This window comes from Nocardioides hungaricus (genome assembly GCF_054782915.1).
In genome coordinates this window covers 77,444-95,099 of sequence record NZ_BAAGRO010000004.1, presented here as the reverse complement: position 1 = coordinate 95,099, position 17,656 = coordinate 77,444, and the positions used below count along the sequence as shown (strand labels likewise).

The window sequence follows — 17,656 nt, the reverse complement described above, 5'->3', positions numbered from 1 at the left end:
CCGGGACGTCATACGGACAGTGTGTCCCCTTCCACCGTCCGTATGACGTCCCACCCGGACGGCGGGCGAGACCACCTAAGCGAACCCTTGATCCGCTGTTGCCGGGGCCTGTGACCGGGAGCACAGTGGCGCCACCACGCGAAGCGAGGAGGCGGGCCGTGCCGATCGAGTCGGACGGACACAGCCGGGGCAACCCGCGCATGTACGAGCTCATCGAGGACGCACCCCGGGTCGAGAGGGCAGGGGCGGGCAAGAGCCCCACCGTCTGGGCGTTCCCGGAGCTGGTCGAGTTCATGAAGGTCGCCGGGCAGCCGGTGGCCGGGCCGTGGCCGCCGCACCAGCAGCCGCGGCCGGACCCCACCGACGTCGAGTCGCTGCCGGTGGCGATCCCGGACCCGGCGGCGCCGGCCGAGGGGGGCTGAGGTGTACCCCACCCGGTTCCGCTACGAGGCGCCGCGCTCGCTCGGCGAGGCGATCGGGCTGCTGCACGAGGGGGCCGGCGAGGCCAAGGTGCTCGCCGGCGGGCAGAGCCTGGTCCCGCTGATGAAGCTCCGGTTCGCCGCGCCGGAGCTGCTCGTCGACGTCAACGGCCTGCCCGGCCTCGACCACCTCGAGGTCGCGGCCGACGGGGGCATCCGGGTCGGCGCGCTGTGCCGGCACCGCGACCTCGAGCGCTCGGCCGAGATCGCGCGCGTCCAGCCGACGATGGCCGCGGCGGCGCCGCTCATCGCGGACCCGATCGTGCGCACCCGCGGCACACTCGTCGGATCGCTCTGCCACGCCGATCCCCAGGGCGACTGGGCGGCCGTGGTCACGGCGCTCGGCGGGCACGTCGTCGCGCAGGGGCCCTCCGGACGGCGCACGATCCCGATCGGCGACTTTGTCACCGGCCCCTTCCAGAACGTCCTGGCCTACGACGAGATCGCGGTCGAGGCGGTCCTGCCGGCGCCGCGGGGCGACGTCGCCGGCGGGTTCCTCAAGCTCGAGCGCCGGGTCGGCGACTTCGCGACGGCGGGTACGGCGGTCGCGCTGGAGTTCAGCGGCGACCGGGTCGTCCGGGCGGGCATCGCGCTGACCGGCGTGGGCAGCCGGACCATCGACGCCCGGGCCGCGGCCGACTCGCTGGTCGGCGCGGCGCTCACCGCCGAGGCGGTGGCCCGGGCCGCCGACCTCGCCGCCGAGGCCGCCCGGCCCAACTCCGACCACCGGGGCAGCGCGGCGTACAAGCGCCACGTCGTCCACACCTTCGTCACCCGGCTCCTGACCCGGGTCACCCAGAGCGAGGCCGCTGCATGAGCACGCTGTTCGAGGAAGTGCCCGCGGCAGCGGGCGACGACGTACCCGTCCGCCGGGTCACGATCACCGTCAACGGCCGCGCGCGGACCGCGGACGTGGAGCCGCGGCTGCTGCTCGCGCACCTGCTCCGCCAGGGCCTCCAGCTCACCGGCACCCACACCGGCTGCGACACGACCAACTGCGGCGCGTGCACGGTGCTCGTCGACGGGCTGCCGGTGAAGAGCTGCACGATGCTCGCGGTGCAGGCCGACGGCCACGAGGTCACCACCGTCGAGGGGCTCGCCGGCCCGAGCGAGCTGCACCCGATCCAGGAGGGCTTCAAGGACGAGCACGGCCTGCAGTGCGGCTTCTGCACGCCGGGCATGATGCTCGCCGCGAAGGCGCTGCTCGACGAGAACCCGGACCCCACCGAGGACGAGGTGCGGTTCGCGCTGTCGGGCAACCTGTGCCGCTGCACCGGCTACCAGAACATCGTGAAGTCGGTCCTCTGGGCCGCGCGGAGGATGAACGGCGGTGCGGCGCAGTGACCGCGACCGAGCCGGTGGCCGAGCCCGTGAGCCGGGCGCTCGACGAGATCAAGATCGGCGGGATGGGCGCGAGCCGCAAGCGCGTCGAGGACGACCGCTTCATCCGCGGCAGGGGCCACTACATCGACGACGTCGTGCTGCCCGGGATGCTGCACCTGGAGATCCTGCGCAGCCCGCTCGCGCACGCCCGGATCAAGAGCATCGACGTGTCGAAGGCGTGGGACGTCCCCGGCGTACGCCTGGTGCTGACCGGCGAGATGATGGCGACCCGCAACCTGGCCTGGATGCCGACGCTGAGCTACGACACCCAGGCCGTGCTGGCCACGGACAAGGTGCGGTTCCAGGGCCAGGAGGTCGCCTGCGTCATCGCCGACGACCCCTACATCGCCAAGGACGCGTGCGAGGCGATCGAGGTCGAGTACGAGCCGCTGCCGGTGATCGTCAACCCGACCCAGTCGCTCGCGCCGGACGCGCCGGTCATCCGCGACGACAAGGAGGGCCAGGCCGACAACGTCTGCTTCGAGTGGCAGGTCGGCGACAGGGACGGCACCGACCGGGCGTTCGCCGAGGCGGACGTCGTCTCCCGGATCGAGATGCACTACCCGCGCTCGCACCCCTCGCCGCTGGAGACCTGCGGCTCGGTCGCGGACTTCGACCGCGCGACCGGCCGGCTCACCGTCTACATGACCACGCAGGCGCCGCACATCGTGCGGGCCGCGGTCGCGCTGATCGCCGAGCTGCCCGAGCACCTGATCCGGATCGTGTCGCCCGACCTCGGCGGCGGCTTCGGCAACAAGGTGCCGGTCTACCCGGGCTATGTGATGTCGATCCTCGCCTCCATCCTCACCGAGCGGCCGGTGAAGTGGATCGAGGACCGCAGCGGCAACCTGATCTCGACCGGCTTCGGCCGCGACGTCTACCTGACCGGCGAGATGGCGCTGCGCCGCGACGGCCGGATCCTCGGCGTCCGGATGCACACCGACTCCGACCACGGCGCGTTCTTCGGCGACGCCCAGCCGAGCAAGTTCAAGATCGGCCTGATGCACTCGGCGTTCTCCTGCTACGACATCCCGGCGGCCCACCTCACCGCGCGCGGCGTCTACACGAACAAGGCGCCGGGCGGCGTCGCCTACCGCTGCTCGTTCCGCGTCACCGAGGCGATGTTCTTCCAGGAGCGGATGGTGCAGGCCGCGGCCGACGACCTGGGCATGGACCAGGCGGAGTTCCGCCGGATGAACCTCGTGCGCGACGACGACTTCCCGCACCGGACGCCGTTCGGCTTCCTCACCGACTCGGGGCAGTACGCCAAGTGCCTGGACGTCGGGCTGCAGGCGATCGACTACGAGGGCTTCCGCCGGGAGCAGGCCGAGGCGGCCAAGAGCGGCCGGCTGCTGGGCATCGGTATCTCCTGCATGACCGAGCCGCTCGGCGCCGGCAACAGCCGGGAGTACGACATCCTCGGCATCAAGATGTTCGACTCCGCCGAGCTGCGGGTCCACCTGACTGGCAAGGCGATCCTGCGCACCGGCGCGAAGACGCAGGGCCAGGGCCACGAGACGACGTGGGCGCAGATCGTCGCCCACGAGCTCGGCCTCCCGGCCGACGACGTGGTGGTCGAGGAGGGTGACACCGACACCGCGCCGTTCGGCATGGGCACCTACGCCTCGCGCAGCACGCCGGTCGCCGGCGCCGCGGTCGCGATGGCCGCCCGCAAGGTGAAGGCCAAGGCGCGCAAGCTCGCCGCGCACCTGCTCGAGGTGTCGGAGGAGGACGTCGAGTGGGAGCTCGGGCGGTTCTACGTCCGCAGCGCCCCCGACCGCGGCGTCACCATCCAGGAGTGCGCGATGGCGGCGTACGCCAACATGCCCGACGGCCTCGAGCCCGGCCTGGAGGCCAACGCCTACTACGACCCGCCCAACCTCACCTGGCCGTTCGGCTGCTACATCGTCACCGTCGAGGTGGATCCGCAGACCGGCGTCTGGGACGTGCTGCGCGTGGTCGCGGTCGACGACTGCGGCGTCCGCATCAACCCGATGATCGTCGAGGGCCAGATCATGGGCGGCCTCACCGAGGCCTACGCGATGTCGAGCATGCAGTTCATCACCTTCGACGCCGACGGCAACTGCATCGGCTCGAACTTCATGGACTACCTGCTCCCGACCGCGTGGGAGACCCCCGGCTACGAGCTGCACGAGGTCGTCACCCCCTGCCCGCACCACCCCATCGGCGCCAAGGGCATCGGCGAGTGCGCGACCGTCGGCGGACCGGCGGCGTTCGTGAACGCCGTGATGGACGCGCTCAAGGGTGCGGGCGTGCGCAACGTCGACATGCCGCTGCTGCCGGACCGCGTCCACGAGGCGCTCACCGAGGGCCGCGACGTCTCCGGCGCCCCGCCGATCAGGACCGACCGATGACCGAGGACCAGCTCACGGCCGACCTGCAGGGCCGGGAGTACGCCGTCGCCACGGTCGTGTGGCGGCAGGCGCCGTCGTCCGGGCAGATCGGCTCGCGCGCGTTCGTCACCGCCGACGGGCGGATCCACGGCTGGATCGGCGGCGCGTGCGCCGAGCCGACCGTGATCCGCGAGGCCCAGCGGGCGATCCGCGACGGCGAGCCGCGGCTGCTCTACCTCGGCGCGAGCGAGGAGCTGGTGCTGCCCGAGGGGATGATCGCGATCCCGATGTCCTGCCAGAGCGAGGGTGCGCTGCAGATCTACGTCGAGCCCGTCCACCCGCCGGTGCGCCTCGCGGTCGTCGGCCGGTCGCCGATGGCGCGGACGCTGACCGAGCTCGCGACCACGCTCGGCTGGCGCGCCGAGCTCGTCGACGGTGCGGACTTCACCAGCGCCGACGTCGACCAGCGGTCGGTGGTCGTGGTCGCGACCCAGGGGCACGGCGACGAGGACGCGGTGCGCCACGCGGCGTCCGCGATGCCGGCGTTCGTCGGGCTGGTCGCCTCCCGCAGGCGGGGCGAGGCCGTGCTGGGCTACCTGGCCGAGCGCGGCGTGCCGCGGCACCTCCTCGACCGGGTGCGTACGCCGGTCGGGCTGGACCTCGGCCGCACGACCCACCAGGAGATCGCGGTGTCGGTGCTCGCCGAGCTGGTGCAGGTGCGCGCGGCGGGAGGCTTCGCCGTGGAAGGGGGCGCCGTGGAGGAGGTGCGCCGGCCGCTGCCGGTGGTGGAGACGCCCGACGCCCTCGACCCGGTGTGCGGCATGAGGGTGCCCGCCGACGACGCGCACTTCCCGGTCGATCGCGACGGCGCGACGTACCACTTCTGCTGCGTCGGCTGCCGCGACGCCTTCCTCGCCCCCCAGGAGGCCCAGACGTGACTCCCCGCGCCCCGACCTGCTACGCGCCGCCCATCGCGCACGCTGGCAGCGTTGCCGTCGCTCGACAGACAACACCGGTATGCCTTCGCGCCGGCGCCTTGCCAGCCCACGCGCTGGACGACGCTCGCGACGGCCTCGGCACGAGGAGGCACGCCTGATGCTGCTCAGCAACGAATTCGAGGTCGGCCAGCCGGTCGAGAAGGTGTGGGCGTTCTTCGGCGACGTCCCGCAGGTCGCGGCCTGCCTGCCCGGCGCCGAGCTCACCGACGACCTCGGCGACGACACCTACGGCGGCGGCGTCGGCATCCGGATGGGGCCGGTCAAGCTGGAGTTCGACGGCAGGGCGCGCATCGTCGAGCGGGACGACGCCACCAAGCGGATGGTCATCGACGCCTCCGGCGCGGACAAGAAGGGCCGTGGCCAGGCGGCGATGAGGGTCACCGCGGTGCTGACGCCGGCGGGCTCGGGCACCCGGGTGCGCCTCGAGCAGGACCTCCAGCTCTCCGGCGCCGCGGCGCAGTACGGCCGCGGCATGATCTCCGACGTCACGACCGTGCTCATGGGCCAGTTCGCCGCCAACGCCCGGGCCCGGATCGACGCGCTGGAGCGCGGCGAGTCGGTCAGCGCCACCGCCAGGCCGGCCAGCGGCCTGAGCATCGGCCTCCAGGCCGCGCGGATGGCGCTGATGCGGGTCCTCCGCCGGTTCTTCCTGCCCTACCAACCCGAGCTGAGGAGTCGCTGATGCTGTGGTGGATCGGCAACATCGTGCTGCTGGTGGTCGTCGTGCCCGTGCTGGTGGCGCTGCTCAACCGCGTGCTCGCCGCGCTGGAGCGCATCCGCGGGGCGGCCGACGACATCCTCGCCGGCGGCGGTGCGCTCGCCGGCGAGCTCGACGGCGTGCCCGAGACGCTGGCCGAGACCGGCGCGACCGTCGAGGCGGTCGCGCAGGGCGCGGTCCGGTACGCCGGGTCGGTCGGAAAGCTGCTCGGCTGATGCCCGCCGTCGCCTGGGTGACCGTCGTGCTCGCGACGCTGATCATCGCCGCCGCCGCGCTCGGCCTGATCCGCGTGATCGGGCACCTGGTCGCCGTCCGGAGGACCCTGGACGGCGTGATCGGCGGGGTCGGCGTCGTCGCCGACCGGACCGCGACCGTGCCGGCCTCGGTCGCCGCCGTGAACGCCAGCCTCCAGCCGGTCCGCGACTTCTGCGAGGGGGTGTAGCCATGACTACCGGATGGGCCATCGGGTACACGATCGGCATCGTCGTGGTGCTGGTCGTCGTCGCGCTCGTCGTACCGATCCTGCTGCTGGCGCACCGGATCGGGAGGCAGGCGGCCGAGATCGACGCGTCGCTGCGGAGGTCGGTGGAGCACACCGCCGGCCTGGCCGGGCTGAACACCACGATCGAGAGCGCGACCACCATCGTCGCGGGGCTGGGCCGCGGCCGGAAGCGGCTGGGAGGGTGACCATGACCGTCATGCTGACCGACACCCAGGAGAGCCTGTGGTGGGGCGCCGTGATCGGCGGCTTCGTCGTCGTGCTCGCGGTCGCGGCGCTGCTGACGATCCTGGTGGTCGAGGTGCGCACCATCGACCGCCGGGTCGCGGCCGTGAAGGCGACGCTGCTCGAGGCGGAGCGGAACACCGACGACACGGCGCTGATCGCCACGACCGCGGCCGGGGTGGACGCGGTGCTCGCGGAGGGTCTCGAGCACCACCTGTTCCTCGGCCGGGTCCTCGGGAAGGTGCGGACGTGACCACCCTCGTCGTGCTGACCGTCGTCGACATCTCGCTGCTGATCGCGGGGCTCGCGATCTACCTCTACGTCGTCGGCACCCAGCTGATGCGGATCGCGGCCAACCTCGAGGAGTGCGCCGAGATCGTGTGGCGGATCGAGGCGAACGCCGAGCCGATCATGCCGGGCCTGCAGCACATCAACCGCACCGGCGGCGTCGTCGCCGGCGCGCTGCCGCTGCTGTACGGCATGGCCGAGGGCATCGTCGCCGGCGCGACGTACCAGCCCCCGACGGCCGAGCGGCCGCCGGCGGCACCGGCGTCCGGGCGCCGCCGGTCGCGGCTGCACGAGACCGTCGGCTACGAGCCGGTCGGGCGCTGACGCCCGATCCACTCCTCGCGCCAGGTGGCGTCGTACTGCCGCTCGTTGCACTGCGGCCGGTAGACCGACACCAGTTCGTCGACGAGCTGCGCCCGGTGGCCGGGCAGGCCGCCGGGGATCTGGTAGGTCGCGACGTGCACGCCGTACCTGCCGCCGGCGCGCTCGACCCAGCACGGCGCGGCCGGGTGGCGGAACGGGAACCCCTCGGCCGACAGGTCCTCACTATGCCCGACGTAGACGACGGCGTACCGCTCGCGGCCCGGGTCGGGCCGGTAGAGGATCGCGTAGACCGCCGCGACCGCCGGGGCCGACCAGCCGGCGAGCACGCGCGGGCCGTCGAACGGGTAGCCCGCGAGCGAGCCGAGCCGGATCACCCGAGCCTCCGCGCGAACTCCTCGAGGTCGGCCAGGCTGCGGGCGGCCAGCACCTCGTCGACGTACGGCGCCGCGACCGTCATGCCGAGCGAGCCGGGCTCGGTGCCGTGCGGGTTGAGCCAGAGGACGCGGTGGCTCAACCGGGAGAGGCGCTGCATGGCGGACTCCAGCAGCGCCGGGTCGCCGCGGTCGAGGCCGTCGGAGCAGATCACCACGATGCCGCCGCGGCCGACCCCGCGCCGGCCGAAGTCGCGCACGAACGCGTCCAGCGAGGCGCCGATCCGGGTGCCGCCCTCCCAGTCGAAGACCGCCCTCGCGGCCCGGTCCAGCGCCTCGTCGGGACGCCGGTGCTCGAGCTCGCGGGTGATCCGGGTGAGCCGGGTGCCGAAGCAGAACACCTCGACCCGGCTGGCCGTGCGCGCGGTGACGTGGGCGTACTGGAGCAGCGCGCGGGAGTAGTCGGCCATCGACCCGGACACGTCGAGCACCAGCACCAGCGGCCGGACCCGCTCGCGGCGGCGGCGCCAGCGCAGCGTGGCCGGGTCGCCGTGGGTGCGCATCGCCTCGCGGACGGTACGCCGCAGGTCGGGTCGCCGCCCGGACGGCGCCGGCATGGTGCGGCGCGAGCGCCGCCGCGGTGGCGTCAGCCGCACGGTGCGCATGATCCGGCGCAGCGCGGCCAGCTCCTCCGGCGTACACGCGGTGAACGACTTGTGCCGGAGCGTGCCGACGTCGGAGCCGACCAGGCCCGTCCGGGCCTCCTCCTGCTCGCGCTCCTCGCCGGCCTGCTCGGGCTCGGGCAGCTGGAGGCTCGCCCAGGCATCGGCGGCTTCGGGCCGGTCGAACGGCCGCGCCTGGTCGGGCTCGCCCGGCACGCCGAGGAACCACTCGCGGAAGACCCGGTGGTAGACGGGCAGGTGCTCGCGGCGGCTGACCAGCGTGGTGCGGCCGGCCCAGTAGAGGTCCATCAGGTCGGTCGGGTCGAGCGGCTCCATCGCCGCGCAGTAGGTCCGGATGTCGCCGGTGCCGACCGGCACGCCCGCCGTACGCAGCTCGCGGCCGAAGCCGACCAGCGTCTCGAGGAACGGGTCAGCCACCGTCAGCCACCGGAGAGCTCGTGCACCCGCTCGCGGACCACGTCCAGGTCGTCGCGGTCCTTCACCACCGCCCCGAGGGTGTCCTCGACCGTCTCGCGGTCGAGGTCGGTCGCGCCGACGGCGCCGACGGTGCGCACCCAGTCGATGGTCTCGGCGACGCCGGGGGCCTTGGCCAGGTCGAGCTCGCGCAGCCGGTTGACCGCGGCCACGACCTTGCGCGCCAGCGTCTCGGACACGCCGGGCTCGCGCACCAGCACGATCTCGACCTCGCGCTCGAACGGCGGGTAGTCGACCCAGTGGTAGAGGCAGCGCCGCTTCAGCGCGTCGTGCAGCTCGCGGGTGCGGTTGGAGGTGAGCACGACCAGCGGCGGCCGCTCGGCCGCGACCGTGCCGATCTCGGGGATGGTGATCTGGAAGTCCGAGAGCAGCTCGAGCAGGAACGCCTCGAACTCGTCGTCCGCGCGGTCCACCTCGTCGACCAGCAGCACCGCCCCATCGCCCGCGCGCACCGCGTCGAGCAGCGGCCGCTCCAGCAGGAACCTCGGCCCGAACAGCGCGTCCACCGCGGCCTCGTCGTCGAGGCTGCGCTCGGACAGCGCGCGGATCTGCAGCAGCTGCCGGGCGTAGTCCCACTCGTAGAGCGCCTGGTTGGTGTCGATGCCCTCGTAGCACTGGAGCCGGATCAGCCGGCGGCCGAGCACCCGCGACAGCGCCTTCGCGACCTCGGTCTTGCCGACGCCGACCTCGCCCTCGAGCAGCAGCGGCCGGTCCAGGGTGAGGGCGACGTACGCCGCCGTGGCGAGGCCGCGATCGGCGAGGTAGCCGTCGGTGCGGAGCGCGTCGGTGAGCTCCGCGACGCTCCCGGGCCGGGTCATCCCCGCTCGCGGCCCAGCACCAGGTCGCGGATCGTCTCGCCGGTGCCGAGCTTGCCCTCGCGGGCGAGCCGGTCGCGCCAGGCCTGGCGCAGGTCGGTCCCGGGCTCGGCCATGCCGTCGAAGGTGACGTCGCGCATCCGCTTGCAGACCTTGGCCGGCGTCGCGTCGTCCAACTCGACCGCGGCGTCGGTCGCGCGGTCGGCGTCCCACAGCTCGCGGAGGACCTCGGTCGGCTCGGCCATGCCCTCACTGTAGGTCGGTCGGCAGCCCCCGGCGAGGGTGGGTTAAGGGAACGCTGAAGGCGGCCGGCCGCTCTACGCTGACCGTTCTACGCTGGCCGCATGAAGACCCGGCTGACCTGTCCCTGCGGTGAGACGATCCGCGGGAAGGACGAGGACGAGCTCGTCGAGCTGACCCAGGCCCACCTCGCCGCGGAGCACCCCGGCATGGAGTACGGCCGCGACGAGATCCTCTTCATCGCGACCTGATCGTCCCCGGCCTTCTCCTCCCGGACGCCATGCGTGCTGGTCGTGGGGCCGTGGCTAGGCCGTCCCGACTGCCATCTCGGCGCAATTGCGCTGTTGTGGCAGTGGTTGCCCGGGTCCGGCTGTCATGTCGGCGCAATTGCGCTGCTATGGCAGTGCCTGCCGCGCCCGGACTGCCATTCCGGCGCAATTGCGTCGCCGGGGCAGCCGCCTCGCTCGTCATCCCGGCGGGCGAGGCTCACCCGAGGTAGTCGCGCAGGCCGGACATCGCCTCGTCCAGCAGTAGGGCGAGGTCGGAGTCCGGGTCGGCGAGCCAGCTCTCGTACGCCGAGAGGGCGAGCGCCAGGGAGACGCTGCCGACCGTGCGGGGGAGCAGGTCGGCGGGGTCGAGGCCGAGCCGGTCGGCGACGTGATCGGCGATGGCGGCCCGCCAGGCGGCGTACTGGTGCACGGAGTGGGCCTGGAGAGCGGGGGTCTCCAGGATCAGCCGCATCCGGTCGCGGTGGCTGGGCGAGGCGTCGGCGGGGAAGTCGTTGAACGCGACCACGCTGCGGTGGACCGCCTCGGACAGCGGGAGGTCGGCGGGCTGGCCGGCGAGGATGGCGCGGAAGCCGTCGAGGGTGCGGTCGAACTGGCCCCACGGGATGTCGTTCTTGGACTCGAAGTAGCGGAACAGCGTGCGCCGGCCGACGCCGATCTCGGCGGCGATGTCGGCCATCGTCACGGCATCGAAGCCGCGTTCGGCGAACAGCCGGAACGCCACGCGCTCGATCGCCGCGTGGCTGGTCGCGACCGGCCGACCCCGACTGCGCATGACCCCATCCTATCTTTTTGGCGCTGGATGCCATTAGTGTGTCCGGCACCACATCCGACAGGAGGCTGCCATGAACCCGGAAGAGACCACCAGCGCCGACGAGCTCGTTGCCGAGGACCTGATCGAAGAGGTGTCCATCGACGGCATGTGCGGCGTCTACTGATGAATCTGGACGAGCCCTGGTTGGATCAGTCCTGGGCGCTGTCGCCGTCGGTGGCGCTGCGCCCGGAGCCGTTCGGGGCGCTGGCCTACCACTTCGGCAACCGGAGGCTGGTCTTCCTCAAGCGCCCCGAGCTGGTCGCCGTCGTCCGCGGGCTGGGGTCCGCGGACGGTGACGGGTCGGTCCGGTCCGCTCTCGTGGCGGCCGGTGTCCCGGAGGAGTCGTGGCCGGTGTACCTCTCCGCCCTGGAGGGCCTCGCCGAGTCCGCCATGATCTGCAGGAGCGCGGCATGAGGCTGGTGGAGCACTTCGAGTCGGGGCTGGACGCGCCGATCTGCCTGACCTGGGAGCTGACGTACGCGTGCAACCTCGAATGCGTGCACTGCCTCTCGAGCAGCGGCCGGCGCGACCCGCGCGAGCTCACGACCGAGCAGTGCGAGGCGGTGATCGACGAGCTGCAGCGGATGCAGGTGTTCTACGTGAACATCGGCGGCGGCGAGCCCACGATCCGCCCGGACTTCTGGCACCTGCTGGAGTACGCCGTGGACCATCAGGTCGGCGTGAAGTTCTCGACCAACGGCGTGCGGATCACCCCCGAGCGCGCCCGGCTCCTGGCGAGCACCGACTATGTCGATGTGCAGATCTCGCTCGACGGCGCGACCGCCGGGGTCAACGACTACGTGCGCGGCCCGGGCTCGTACGACACCGCGATCACCGCGCTCCAGAACCTGAAGGACGCGGGCTTCACCGACGCCAAGATCAGCGTCGTCTGCACCCGGCAGAACATCGGGCAGCTCGACGAGTTCCAGGCGCTCGCCGATGAGTACGGCGCGACGCTGCGCCTCACCCGGCTCCGCCCGAGCGGTCGTGGGGCCGACGTGTGGGACGAGCTGCACCCGCTGCCGGAGCAGCAGCGCGAGCTCTACGACTGGCTCCTCGCCCGGGGCGACAACGTGCTGACCGGCGACTCGTTCTTCCACCTCGCCGGGTTCGGCCCCACTGATGGGAGTGGAGCGTTGCCCGGCCTCAACCTCTGCGGCGCCGGGCGTGTGGTGTGCCTGATCGACCCGGTCGGCGATGTGTACGCGTGTCCGTTCGCGATCCACGAGAGCTTCCTGGCCGGCAACGTGCTGACCGGCGGCGGCTTCGGCCGGGTCTGGCAGGACTCGCCGCTGTTCGCGGATCTGCGCTCGCCGCAGACCGGTGGGGCGTGCACGCAGTGCGCCCACTACGACGCCTGCCGCGGCGGCTGCATGGCCGCGAAGTTCTTCACCGGCCTGCCGCTCGACGGCCCGGACCCCGAATGCGTGCAGGGGTACGGGGAGCTGGCGCTCAGCCAGCTGGTCGAGCAGGGCGCGCGCAGCATCCCGGCCGCCAGCCAGGACCACTCGAAGGCGACGCCGACGCGCAACCAGCCCGTGATGCTCAAGCTGATGACGCGGCCCCCTTCTCGGCCTCCGGTGAGCGACTGCGCGGAGAGCCCGCTGGCGGGGTTCGTGCCGTGACTCGACCGAAGTGGGCAGAGAGCCCCTGGAGGCAGAACCCCTGGTTCGAGTCGGTCGCGGTCGCCCAGCGGCGCGCGCAGAAGCGGCTGCCCGCGCCGGTGTACGCCGCGCTGCTGGCCGGCTCCGAGCGCGGTCAGACGGTGCGCGACAACCAGGCCGCGTTCGCCGAGCTCGGGCTGCTCCCGCACGTCGCGGGCCAGCACGCCGAGCGGGCGATGAGCCGGACGGTGCTGGGCAACGAGGTGTCGCTGCCGGTGCTGATCAGCCCGACCGGCGTACAGGCGGTGCATCCCGACGGCGAGGTCGCGGTCGCCCGCGCGGCCGACGCGCGCGGCACCCTGATGGGGCTGAGCAACTTCGCGTCCAAGCCGGTCGAGGAGGTCGTCGAGGCGTGCCCGCGCACGCTGTTCCAGATGTACTGGACCGGCGACCGCGACGTCATGGCGCAGCGCATGGAGCGCGCCCATCGTGCGGGTGCCGTGGGCCTGATCGCCACGCTGGACTGGTCGTTCTCGACGGGCCGCGACTGGGGCAGCCCCGAGATCCCCGAGAGGGTCGACCTCAAGGCGATGATCCGGATGGCTCCCCAGGTCGTCACGAAGGTCAGGTGGCTGCGGCAGTTCGGGCCCCGGCACATCCCGGACCTGACCGCACCCAACCTGGCACCCGCCGGCGAGATGAAGGGGCCGACGTTCTTCGGCGCCTACTACGAGTGGGTGACCACGCCGCCGCCGTCCTGGGCGGACGTCGCGTGGATGCGGTCGACGTGGGGTGAGATCAGCGGGACGCCGTTCGTGCTCAAGGGCGTCGCGCGCGTCGACGACGCCCGCCGGGCCGTGGACGCGGGGGTCGATGCGATCTCGGTGTCCAACCACGGCGGCAACAACCTGGACGGTACGCCGGCCGCGATCCGGCTGCTGCACCCGATCGCGACCGCGGTCGGCGACCAGGTCGAGGTCCTCATGGACGGGGGCGTGCGCCGCGGCTCCGACGTCGTGAAGGCGCTGGCGTTGGGTGCGCGGGCGGTGCTCATCGGCCGCGCCTACCTGTGGGGGCTGGCCGCGAACGGCCAGGCCGGCGTGGAGAACGTGCTCGACATCCTCCGCAGCGGCATCGACTCGGCCCTGCTGGGGCTGGGGCTGTCGTCGATCGACGAGCTCACGCCCGAGACCCTGCTGGTGCCTGAGCGCTTCCACGTCTCATGAACCTCGGACGGGCCACCTCGGCCGAGACGGCAGGAGCCGGGCTCGTGCTGGTCCCGGTCGGCTCGATCGAGCAGCACGGCCCGCACCTCCCGCTGGACACCGACACCGTGATCGCGACCGCCGTCGCCCACGGGGTCGCCGCGGAGGTCGGTGCCTGGGCGGCGCCGGCGATCCCCTACGGCTCCAGCGGCGAGCACCAGTCCTTCCCGGGCACCGCGTCGGTCGGCACCGAGGCGCTCGCCCACGTCGTGGTCGAGCTGGTCCGGTCGCTGCGCACCTGGGCGTCCCGCGTCGTGATCGTCAACGGGCACGGCGGCAACGTGGCCGCCCTCAACGGCGCAATTGCGCTGTTGGTGCAGGAGGGGCACGACGTCGCGTGGGTGCCCTGCGCGACCGAGGCCGCGTTGAATGCAGGGGCGGACCTGCACGCCGGCCTCACCGAGACCTCGTTGATGCTGCACCTGCGGCCGGAGTCGGTGCGACGCGAGCTCGCCGAGGCCGGGAACACCGAGCCGTTGAGCGAGATCCTCCCCGCGCTGATGGCCGGCGGCGTGGCCGCCGTGTCGCCCAACGGAGTGCTCGGCGACCCGGCCGGCGCCTCCGCCGCCGAGGGTGAGCGGCTGCTGAAGGGGATGGTCGCCGAGGTCGTGGAGCGCCTCTCATGAGGGTCGCGCTGGTCACCGGCGCGGCCGGCGGCATCGGGTCCGCGACCGTCAGCGCCCTTGTGGCACAGGGATATCGCGTCATCGGCCTCGACCTGGAGCAGGCGCCCGAGGCGGAGCAGGTGGCCCATGTCGTCGGCGACGTCCGCGACCGCGCGGCCCAGCAGCGCGCGGTCGACCTCGCACTCGACCGCTGGGGCCGCCTCGACGCCGCGGTCGCCGCCGCGGCGGTCATCGCCGGCGGGCACCCGCTCTGGGAGGCACCCGACGGCGAGCTGGCCGAGCTGCTCGACGTCGACGTCAGGGGCGTCTGGAACACCGCGGCCACCGCCGTACCCGCCATGCTCGCCGGCCCGAACCCCAGCGGCTGCCGGTTCGTCGCGGTCGCGTCCGCGGCCGCGAGCCACGGGCTGTTCCACCTCGCGGCGTACACCACCGCCAAGCACGCCGTCGTGGGCCTGGTGAAGGGGCTCGCCGCCGACCTCGTCGCCACCGGCGTCACCGCGGTCGCGGTCTCGCCCGGCTCGACGCGGACTGGCATGCTCGACGCGACCGCCGACCTCTACGGCGTTCCCGATCCGCAGGTGTTCACGTCGCACCAACTGCTGCGCCGGCTGCTCGAGCCGGACGAGGTCGCGGCGACGATCGCCTTCTGCTGCTCGGCCGAGGGCGGCGTGCTGAACGGCAGCGTGGTGCACGCCGACGGCGGCTTCCGGCCATGAGCACCGTACGGGCCCGGCTCAAGCCCGGCGTACGGCGCGGCGACGTGCTCGTCGGCGGCTCGCCGATGCGGGTCGTCCGGCTGCGGCCGGGAGCGCTGCCCGACGACGTCGCCGACGGTGCCCTCGCGCGCCGGCTCCTGGACGGCAACCTCGCCGACCCCGTGCTCGACGACGTCGCGCCGCTCGACCCGTCCGAACTCACCGTGGTGCTGCCGGTGCACGGTCGCGCCGACGAGCTGGACCGCGCGCTGGAGGCGCTGAGGCCCCTGCGCTGCCTGGTGGTCGACGACGCCTCCCCTATCCCGCTGACCCCCGATGCCCCCCATGTGGAGGTGATCCGCCTGGAGGAGAACGGCGGTCCCGCCGGGGCCCGCAACGCGGGACTGGCCACGGTGAGCACGCCGTACGTCGCCTTCGTCGACTGCGACGTCACCGTCGCCGCCGCCACCCTGCTGCGGCTGGGCCGGCACTTCGCCGACGACCGCGTCGCCCTGGTCGCGCCCCGCATCGAGGGGCGGGCGCGGTCGGAGCGGCCGCGCTGGTTCGAGCGGTACGACGAGGCCGCCTCGTCGCTCGGCCTCGGCGACACCGGGTGCTCGGTGCGGCCGGGTGCCGCGGTCGCGTGGCTCCCGAGCGCCTGCCTGGTCGGGCGCACGGACCGACTCGGTGACGGCTTCGACGCCACCATGCGCGTCGGCGAGGACGTCGACCTGGTCTGGCGGCTGGTCGACGCCGGACAGACGGTCCGCTACGACCCGGCCGAGGTCGCGCACCACGACGCCCGCGCGACCCTGCGCGCGTGGCTGGGCCGCAAGTACGTCTACGGCACCGGCGGCGCCCCGCTCGCCTCCCGCCACGGCGACAAGGGCGCCGTCGCCGTCCTCTCGCCGGCGATGGCGGCCGCCGCCGCGGCGCTGCTCGCCCGGCGCTGGTGGTCGGCGCCGGTCGCGCTGGCCTGCACCGCCCGCGGCGTGCAGGCACTGCGCCGCACGCTGCCCGACGTCGAGGGCCGGGACCGGCTCGCCGTCGACCTCGCCGGCCGCGGACTCTGGTGGTCGGTGCGGCAGGAGTCCGCGCTGCTGCTGCGGCACTGGTGGCCGCCGGTCGCCGTCGCCGCACTGCTCTCCCGGACGGTACGCCGCGCCGTGGTCAGTGCCCTGCTCGTCGACGTCCTCGTCAACGCGGGCGAGGGTCTCGCCGGTCGCCGGCTCGACGACCTCGCCTACGGGGCCGGGCTGTGGTCCGGCGTACTGAAGGCGCGGTCGCTGGGCGCGGTCAGCGTGCGCGGCGCACAGGGGCGCCGCTCGCGCGGTCGAGCGACCGGCCGATGACCAGTCGCTGGATCTGGTTGGTGCCCTCGAAGATCTGCATCACCTTCGCCTCGCGCATATAGCGCTCGACCGGGAAGTCGCGGGTGTAGCCGTAGCCGCCGAGCACCTGCACGGCGTCCGTGGTGACCCGCATGGCGTTGTCGGTGGCGACCAGCTTCGCGATCGAGGCCTCGCGGCCGTAGGGCAGGCCCTGGTCCCTGAGCCGGGCGGCGTGGAGCAGCGTCGCGCGGGCGCTCTGGACGGCGGCCTCCATGTCGGCGAGCAGGAACGCGACGCCCTGGTGGTCGATGATCCGCTCGCCGAAGGTCTCGCGCTCCCTGGCGTACGCGACCGCGTGGTCGAGCGCGCCCTGGGCGAGTCCGGTGGCGACGGCGGCGATGCCGAGCCGGCCGGCGTCGAGGCCGGCGAGCGCGATCCTCAGGCCGTCGCCCTCGGCGCCGAGCAGCCGGTCGGCCGACACGCGGACGTCGTCGAACCGCATGGTCGCTGTCGCCGAGCCGGTCAGGCCCATCTTGTGCTCCGGCGGGTCGGCGGTCAGACCCTCGGCGTCGGCCGGCACGAGGAAGCAGGAGATGTCGCCGCGGCCCTCGCCGGTGCGGGCCATCACCGTGTAGAAGTCGGCGTGCCCGCCGTGGGTGGTCCACGCCTTCGCGCCCGAGATCACCCAGTCGTCGCCGTCGCCGGACCTGGAGCGCCGGGCCCGGGTGCGCATCGCGGCCGGGTCGGAGCCGGCGTGCGGCTCGGAGAGGCAGTAGGCGCCGAGCAGCTCGCCGCCCAGCATCTCGGGCAGCCAGCGCTGCCTCTGCTCCTCGGTGCCGGCGGTCGCCAGGCCGAAGCAGGAGAGCGCGTGCACGGACATGCCGACGCCGACGCTCGCCCAGACCGTGCCGACCTCCTCCAGCACCTGGAGGTACACCTCGTAGGGCAGGCCGCCACCGCCGTACTCCTCGGGGTAGGGGAGGCCGAGCAGGCCCGCGCGGCCGAGGGTGCGGAACACCTCGCGCGGGAACGTCTCGGTGCGCTCGGCCTCGGCGGCGAGCGGGGCGAGCTCGCGGTCGGCGAGCGCGCGGACCAGGCCGATCAGGTCGACGGCCTCGTCCGTGGGCAGCAGGCGGGTGGCGGGCATGAGTACCACACTACGCCGATTGGTACTGATAGC

General features: G+C 73.4%; 25 protein-coding genes. 19 read left to right on the top strand and 6 right to left on the bottom strand.

The window, feature by feature from the left end; genetic code table 11:
• Nucleotides 1-158 precede the first annotated feature (158 nt).
• The 11 genes from ACYVKX_RS02190 (at nt 159) to ACYVKX_RS02140 (ending at nt 7,268) form a co-directional block, all read left to right on the top strand.
• On the top strand, nt 159-422 hold the full coding sequence (locus ACYVKX_RS02190) for a hypothetical protein (RefSeq protein WP_460828896.1): 264 nt from the start codon (nt 159-161) through the stop codon (nt 420-422).
• A gap of 1 nt (nt 423) precedes the next feature.
• On the top strand, nt 424-1,296 hold the full coding sequence (locus tag ACYVKX_RS02185) for an FAD binding domain-containing protein (RefSeq protein WP_460828895.1): 873 nt from the start codon (nt 424-426) through the stop codon (nt 1,294-1,296).
• Nucleotides 1,293-1,823, top strand: a complete 531-nt coding sequence (locus ACYVKX_RS02180) for a (2Fe-2S)-binding protein (protein ID WP_460828894.1) — start codon at nt 1,293-1,295, stop codon at nt 1,821-1,823. Before ACYVKX_RS02185 ends, ACYVKX_RS02180 begins: the two co-directional genes overlap by 4 nt.
• Nucleotides 1,820-4,237, top strand: coding sequence for an aerobic carbon-monoxide dehydrogenase large subunit (locus tag ACYVKX_RS02175; RefSeq protein ID WP_460828893.1), 2,418 nt, complete (start codon nt 1,820-1,822; stop codon nt 4,235-4,237). Before ACYVKX_RS02180 ends, ACYVKX_RS02175 begins: the two co-directional genes overlap by 4 nt.
• Nucleotides 4,234-5,154, top strand: coding sequence for an XdhC family protein (locus tag ACYVKX_RS02170; protein ID WP_460828892.1), 921 nt, complete (start codon nt 4,234-4,236; stop codon nt 5,152-5,154). Before ACYVKX_RS02175 ends, ACYVKX_RS02170 begins: the two co-directional genes overlap by 4 nt.
• 157 nt (nt 5,155-5,311) lie before the next feature.
• Nucleotides 5,312-5,896, top strand: coding sequence for an SRPBCC family protein (locus ACYVKX_RS02165; protein WP_460828891.1), 585 nt, complete (start codon nt 5,312-5,314; stop codon nt 5,894-5,896).
• Entirely contained in the window at nt 5,896-6,147 is a 252-nt protein-coding gene (locus ACYVKX_RS02160; RefSeq protein ID WP_460828890.1) for a hypothetical protein, read from the top strand. Before ACYVKX_RS02165 ends, ACYVKX_RS02160 begins: the two co-directional genes overlap by 1 nt.
• Nucleotides 6,147-6,374 carry a hypothetical protein gene (locus ACYVKX_RS02155; protein ID WP_460828889.1) on the top strand — a complete coding sequence of 76 codons (228 nt, stop codon included), beginning with the start codon at nt 6,147-6,149 and terminating at the stop codon, nt 6,372-6,374. The genes ACYVKX_RS02160 and ACYVKX_RS02155 overlap by 1 nt, the downstream gene beginning before the upstream one ends.
• A 2-nt stretch (nt 6,375-6,376) precedes the next feature.
• On the top strand, nt 6,377-6,619 hold the full coding sequence (locus tag ACYVKX_RS02150) for a hypothetical protein (protein ID WP_460828888.1): 243 nt from the start codon (nt 6,377-6,379) through the stop codon (nt 6,617-6,619).
• 2 nt (nt 6,620-6,621) lie between these two features.
• Nucleotides 6,622-6,909, top strand: coding sequence for a hypothetical protein (locus ACYVKX_RS02145; RefSeq protein ID WP_460828887.1), 288 nt, complete (start codon nt 6,622-6,624; stop codon nt 6,907-6,909).
• Nucleotides 6,906-7,268, top strand: coding sequence for a hypothetical protein (locus ACYVKX_RS02140; RefSeq protein ID WP_460828886.1), 363 nt, complete (start codon nt 6,906-6,908; stop codon nt 7,266-7,268). The genes ACYVKX_RS02145 and ACYVKX_RS02140 overlap by 4 nt, the downstream gene beginning before the upstream one ends.
• Here ACYVKX_RS02140 and ACYVKX_RS02135 read toward each other — a convergent pair.
• Genes ACYVKX_RS02135 through ACYVKX_RS02120 form a run of 4 tightly spaced genes read right to left on the bottom strand, consistent with a single transcriptional unit; the run spans nt 7,247 to nt 9,856 of the window.
• The gene (locus ACYVKX_RS02135; RefSeq protein WP_460828885.1) at nt 7,247-7,642 is read right to left on the bottom strand and encodes a hypothetical protein; all 396 of its coding nucleotides are present in this window, start codon (nt 7,640-7,642) and stop codon (nt 7,247-7,249) included. The genes ACYVKX_RS02140 and ACYVKX_RS02135 overlap by 22 nt on opposite strands.
• Complete coding sequence (locus ACYVKX_RS02130) at nt 7,639-8,739, bottom strand: vWA domain-containing protein (protein WP_460828884.1); 1,101 nt, start codon at nt 8,737-8,739, stop codon at nt 7,639-7,641. Before ACYVKX_RS02130 ends, ACYVKX_RS02135 begins: the two co-directional genes overlap by 4 nt.
• Nucleotides 8,740-8,741: 2 nt before the next feature.
• On the bottom strand, nt 8,742-9,614 hold the full coding sequence (locus tag ACYVKX_RS02125; RefSeq protein ID WP_460828883.1) for an AAA family ATPase: 873 nt from the start codon (nt 9,612-9,614) through the stop codon (nt 8,742-8,744).
• A complete protein-coding gene (locus ACYVKX_RS02120) occupies nt 9,611-9,856 on the bottom strand; it encodes a hypothetical protein (protein ID WP_460828881.1) in 246 nt (81 codons plus the stop codon). The genes ACYVKX_RS02125 and ACYVKX_RS02120 overlap by 4 nt, the downstream gene beginning before the upstream one ends.
• Before the next feature lie 99 nt (nt 9,857-9,955).
• Between ACYVKX_RS02120 and ACYVKX_RS02115 the strand changes: the two genes are divergently transcribed.
• Nucleotides 9,956-10,102: a hypothetical protein gene (locus ACYVKX_RS02115; RefSeq protein ID WP_460828880.1), complete on the top strand. Its 147-nt coding sequence runs from the start codon at nt 9,956-9,958 to the stop codon at nt 10,100-10,102.
• 235 nt (nt 10,103-10,337) lie between these two features.
• Here ACYVKX_RS02115 and mftR read toward each other — a convergent pair whose 3' ends face one another.
• Complete coding sequence (gene mftR / locus ACYVKX_RS02110) at nt 10,338-10,913, bottom strand: mycofactocin system transcriptional regulator (RefSeq protein WP_460828878.1); 576 nt, start codon at nt 10,911-10,913, stop codon at nt 10,338-10,340.
• A 70-nt stretch (nt 10,914-10,983) separates the two neighbouring features.
• Here mftR and mftA point away from each other — a divergent pair, with 70 nt between their 5' ends.
• Genes mftA through mftF form a run of 7 tightly spaced genes read left to right on the top strand, consistent with a single transcriptional unit; the run spans nt 10,984 to nt 16,497 of the window.
• Nucleotides 10,984-11,076 carry a mycofactocin precursor MftA gene (gene mftA / locus ACYVKX_RS02105; protein WP_460828877.1) on the top strand — a complete coding sequence of 31 codons (93 nt, stop codon included), beginning with the start codon at nt 10,984-10,986 and terminating at the stop codon, nt 11,074-11,076.
• Nucleotides 11,076-11,366: a mycofactocin biosynthesis chaperone MftB gene (gene mftB, locus ACYVKX_RS02100; RefSeq protein ID WP_460828876.1), complete on the top strand. Its 291-nt coding sequence runs from the start codon at nt 11,076-11,078 to the stop codon at nt 11,364-11,366. Before mftA ends, mftB begins: the two co-directional genes overlap by 1 nt.
• Nucleotides 11,363-12,577 (top strand): mycofactocin radical SAM maturase, encoded by a 1,215-nt coding sequence (mftC, locus tag ACYVKX_RS02095; protein ID WP_460828875.1) that lies wholly within the window; start codon nt 11,363-11,365, stop codon nt 12,575-12,577. Before mftB ends, mftC begins: the two co-directional genes overlap by 4 nt.
• The gene (mftD, locus tag ACYVKX_RS02090; protein WP_460828874.1) at nt 12,574-13,782 is read left to right on the top strand and encodes a pre-mycofactocin synthase MftD; all 1,209 of its coding nucleotides are present in this window, start codon (nt 12,574-12,576) and stop codon (nt 13,780-13,782) included. The genes mftC and mftD overlap by 4 nt, the downstream gene beginning before the upstream one ends.
• Complete coding sequence (gene mftE, locus ACYVKX_RS02085) at nt 13,779-14,447, top strand: mycofactocin biosynthesis peptidyl-dipeptidase MftE (protein ID WP_460828873.1); 669 nt, start codon at nt 13,779-13,781, stop codon at nt 14,445-14,447. Before mftD ends, mftE begins: the two co-directional genes overlap by 4 nt.
• Nucleotides 14,444-15,166: a mycofactocin-coupled SDR family oxidoreductase gene (locus ACYVKX_RS02080; protein ID WP_460828872.1), complete on the top strand. Its 723-nt coding sequence runs from the start codon at nt 14,444-14,446 to the stop codon at nt 15,164-15,166. Before mftE ends, ACYVKX_RS02080 begins: the two co-directional genes overlap by 4 nt.
• Nucleotides 15,163-16,497: a mycofactocin biosynthesis glycosyltransferase MftF gene (gene mftF, locus ACYVKX_RS02075; protein ID WP_460828871.1), complete on the top strand. Its 1,335-nt coding sequence runs from the start codon at nt 15,163-15,165 to the stop codon at nt 16,495-16,497. The genes ACYVKX_RS02080 and mftF overlap by 4 nt, the downstream gene beginning before the upstream one ends.
• Here mftF and ACYVKX_RS02070 read toward each other — a convergent pair.
• The gene (locus ACYVKX_RS02070) at nt 16,442-17,623 is read right to left on the bottom strand and encodes an acyl-CoA dehydrogenase family protein (protein ID WP_460828870.1); all 1,182 of its coding nucleotides are present in this window, start codon (nt 17,621-17,623) and stop codon (nt 16,442-16,444) included. The two genes, mftF and ACYVKX_RS02070, sit on opposite strands and share 56 nt — an antisense overlap.
• Nucleotides 17,624-17,656: the final 33 nt, after the last annotated feature.

What these genes read in the sequence shown, in the direction of transcription:
- mftB (WP_460828876.1), top strand. Translation starts at nt 11,076, where the DNA reads ATGAATCTGGACGAGCCCTGGTTGGATCAGTCCTGGGCGCTGTCGCCG.
- ACYVKX_RS02115 (WP_460828880.1), top strand. Translation starts at nt 9,956, where the DNA reads ATGAAGACCCGGCTGACCTGTCCCTGCGGTGAGACGATCCGCGGGAAG.
- ACYVKX_RS02080 (WP_460828872.1), top strand. Translation starts at nt 14,444, where the DNA reads ATGAGGGTCGCGCTGGTCACCGGCGCGGCCGGCGGCATCGGGTCCGCG.
- ACYVKX_RS02165 (WP_460828891.1), top strand. Translation starts at nt 5,312, where the DNA reads ATGCTGCTCAGCAACGAATTCGAGGTCGGCCAGCCGGTCGAGAAGGTG.
- mftA (WP_460828877.1), top strand. Translation starts at nt 10,984, where the DNA reads ATGAACCCGGAAGAGACCACCAGCGCCGACGAGCTCGTTGCCGAGGAC.
- ACYVKX_RS02170 (WP_460828892.1), top strand. Translation starts at nt 4,234, where the DNA reads ATGACCGAGGACCAGCTCACGGCCGACCTGCAGGGCCGGGAGTACGCC.
- ACYVKX_RS02070 (WP_460828870.1), bottom strand. Translation starts at nt 17,623, where the DNA reads ATGCCCGCCACCCGCCTGCTGCCCACGGACGAGGCCGTCGACCTGATC.
- ACYVKX_RS02145 (WP_460828887.1), top strand. Translation starts at nt 6,622, where the DNA reads ATGACCGTCATGCTGACCGACACCCAGGAGAGCCTGTGGTGGGGCGCC.
- ACYVKX_RS02150 (WP_460828888.1), top strand. Translation starts at nt 6,377, where the DNA reads ATGACTACCGGATGGGCCATCGGGTACACGATCGGCATCGTCGTGGTG.
- mftF (WP_460828871.1), top strand. Translation starts at nt 15,163, where the DNA reads ATGAGCACCGTACGGGCCCGGCTCAAGCCCGGCGTACGGCGCGGCGAC.
- mftE (WP_460828873.1), top strand. Translation starts at nt 13,779, where the DNA reads ATGAACCTCGGACGGGCCACCTCGGCCGAGACGGCAGGAGCCGGGCTC.
- ACYVKX_RS02160 (WP_460828890.1), top strand. Translation starts at nt 5,896, where the DNA reads ATGCTGTGGTGGATCGGCAACATCGTGCTGCTGGTGGTCGTCGTGCCC.
- ACYVKX_RS02155 (WP_460828889.1), top strand. Translation starts at nt 6,147, where the DNA reads ATGCCCGCCGTCGCCTGGGTGACCGTCGTGCTCGCGACGCTGATCATC.
- mftC (WP_460828875.1), top strand. Translation starts at nt 11,363, where the DNA reads ATGAGGCTGGTGGAGCACTTCGAGTCGGGGCTGGACGCGCCGATCTGC.
- ACYVKX_RS02180 (WP_460828894.1), top strand. Translation starts at nt 1,293, where the DNA reads ATGAGCACGCTGTTCGAGGAAGTGCCCGCGGCAGCGGGCGACGACGTA.
- ACYVKX_RS02125 (WP_460828883.1), bottom strand. Translation starts at nt 9,614, where the DNA reads ATGACCCGGCCCGGGAGCGTCGCGGAGCTCACCGACGCGCTCCGCACC.
- mftR (WP_460828878.1), bottom strand. Translation starts at nt 10,913, where the DNA reads ATGCGCAGTCGGGGTCGGCCGGTCGCGACCAGCCACGCGGCGATCGAG.
- ACYVKX_RS02120 (WP_460828881.1), bottom strand. Translation starts at nt 9,856, where the DNA reads ATGGCCGAGCCGACCGAGGTCCTCCGCGAGCTGTGGGACGCCGACCGC.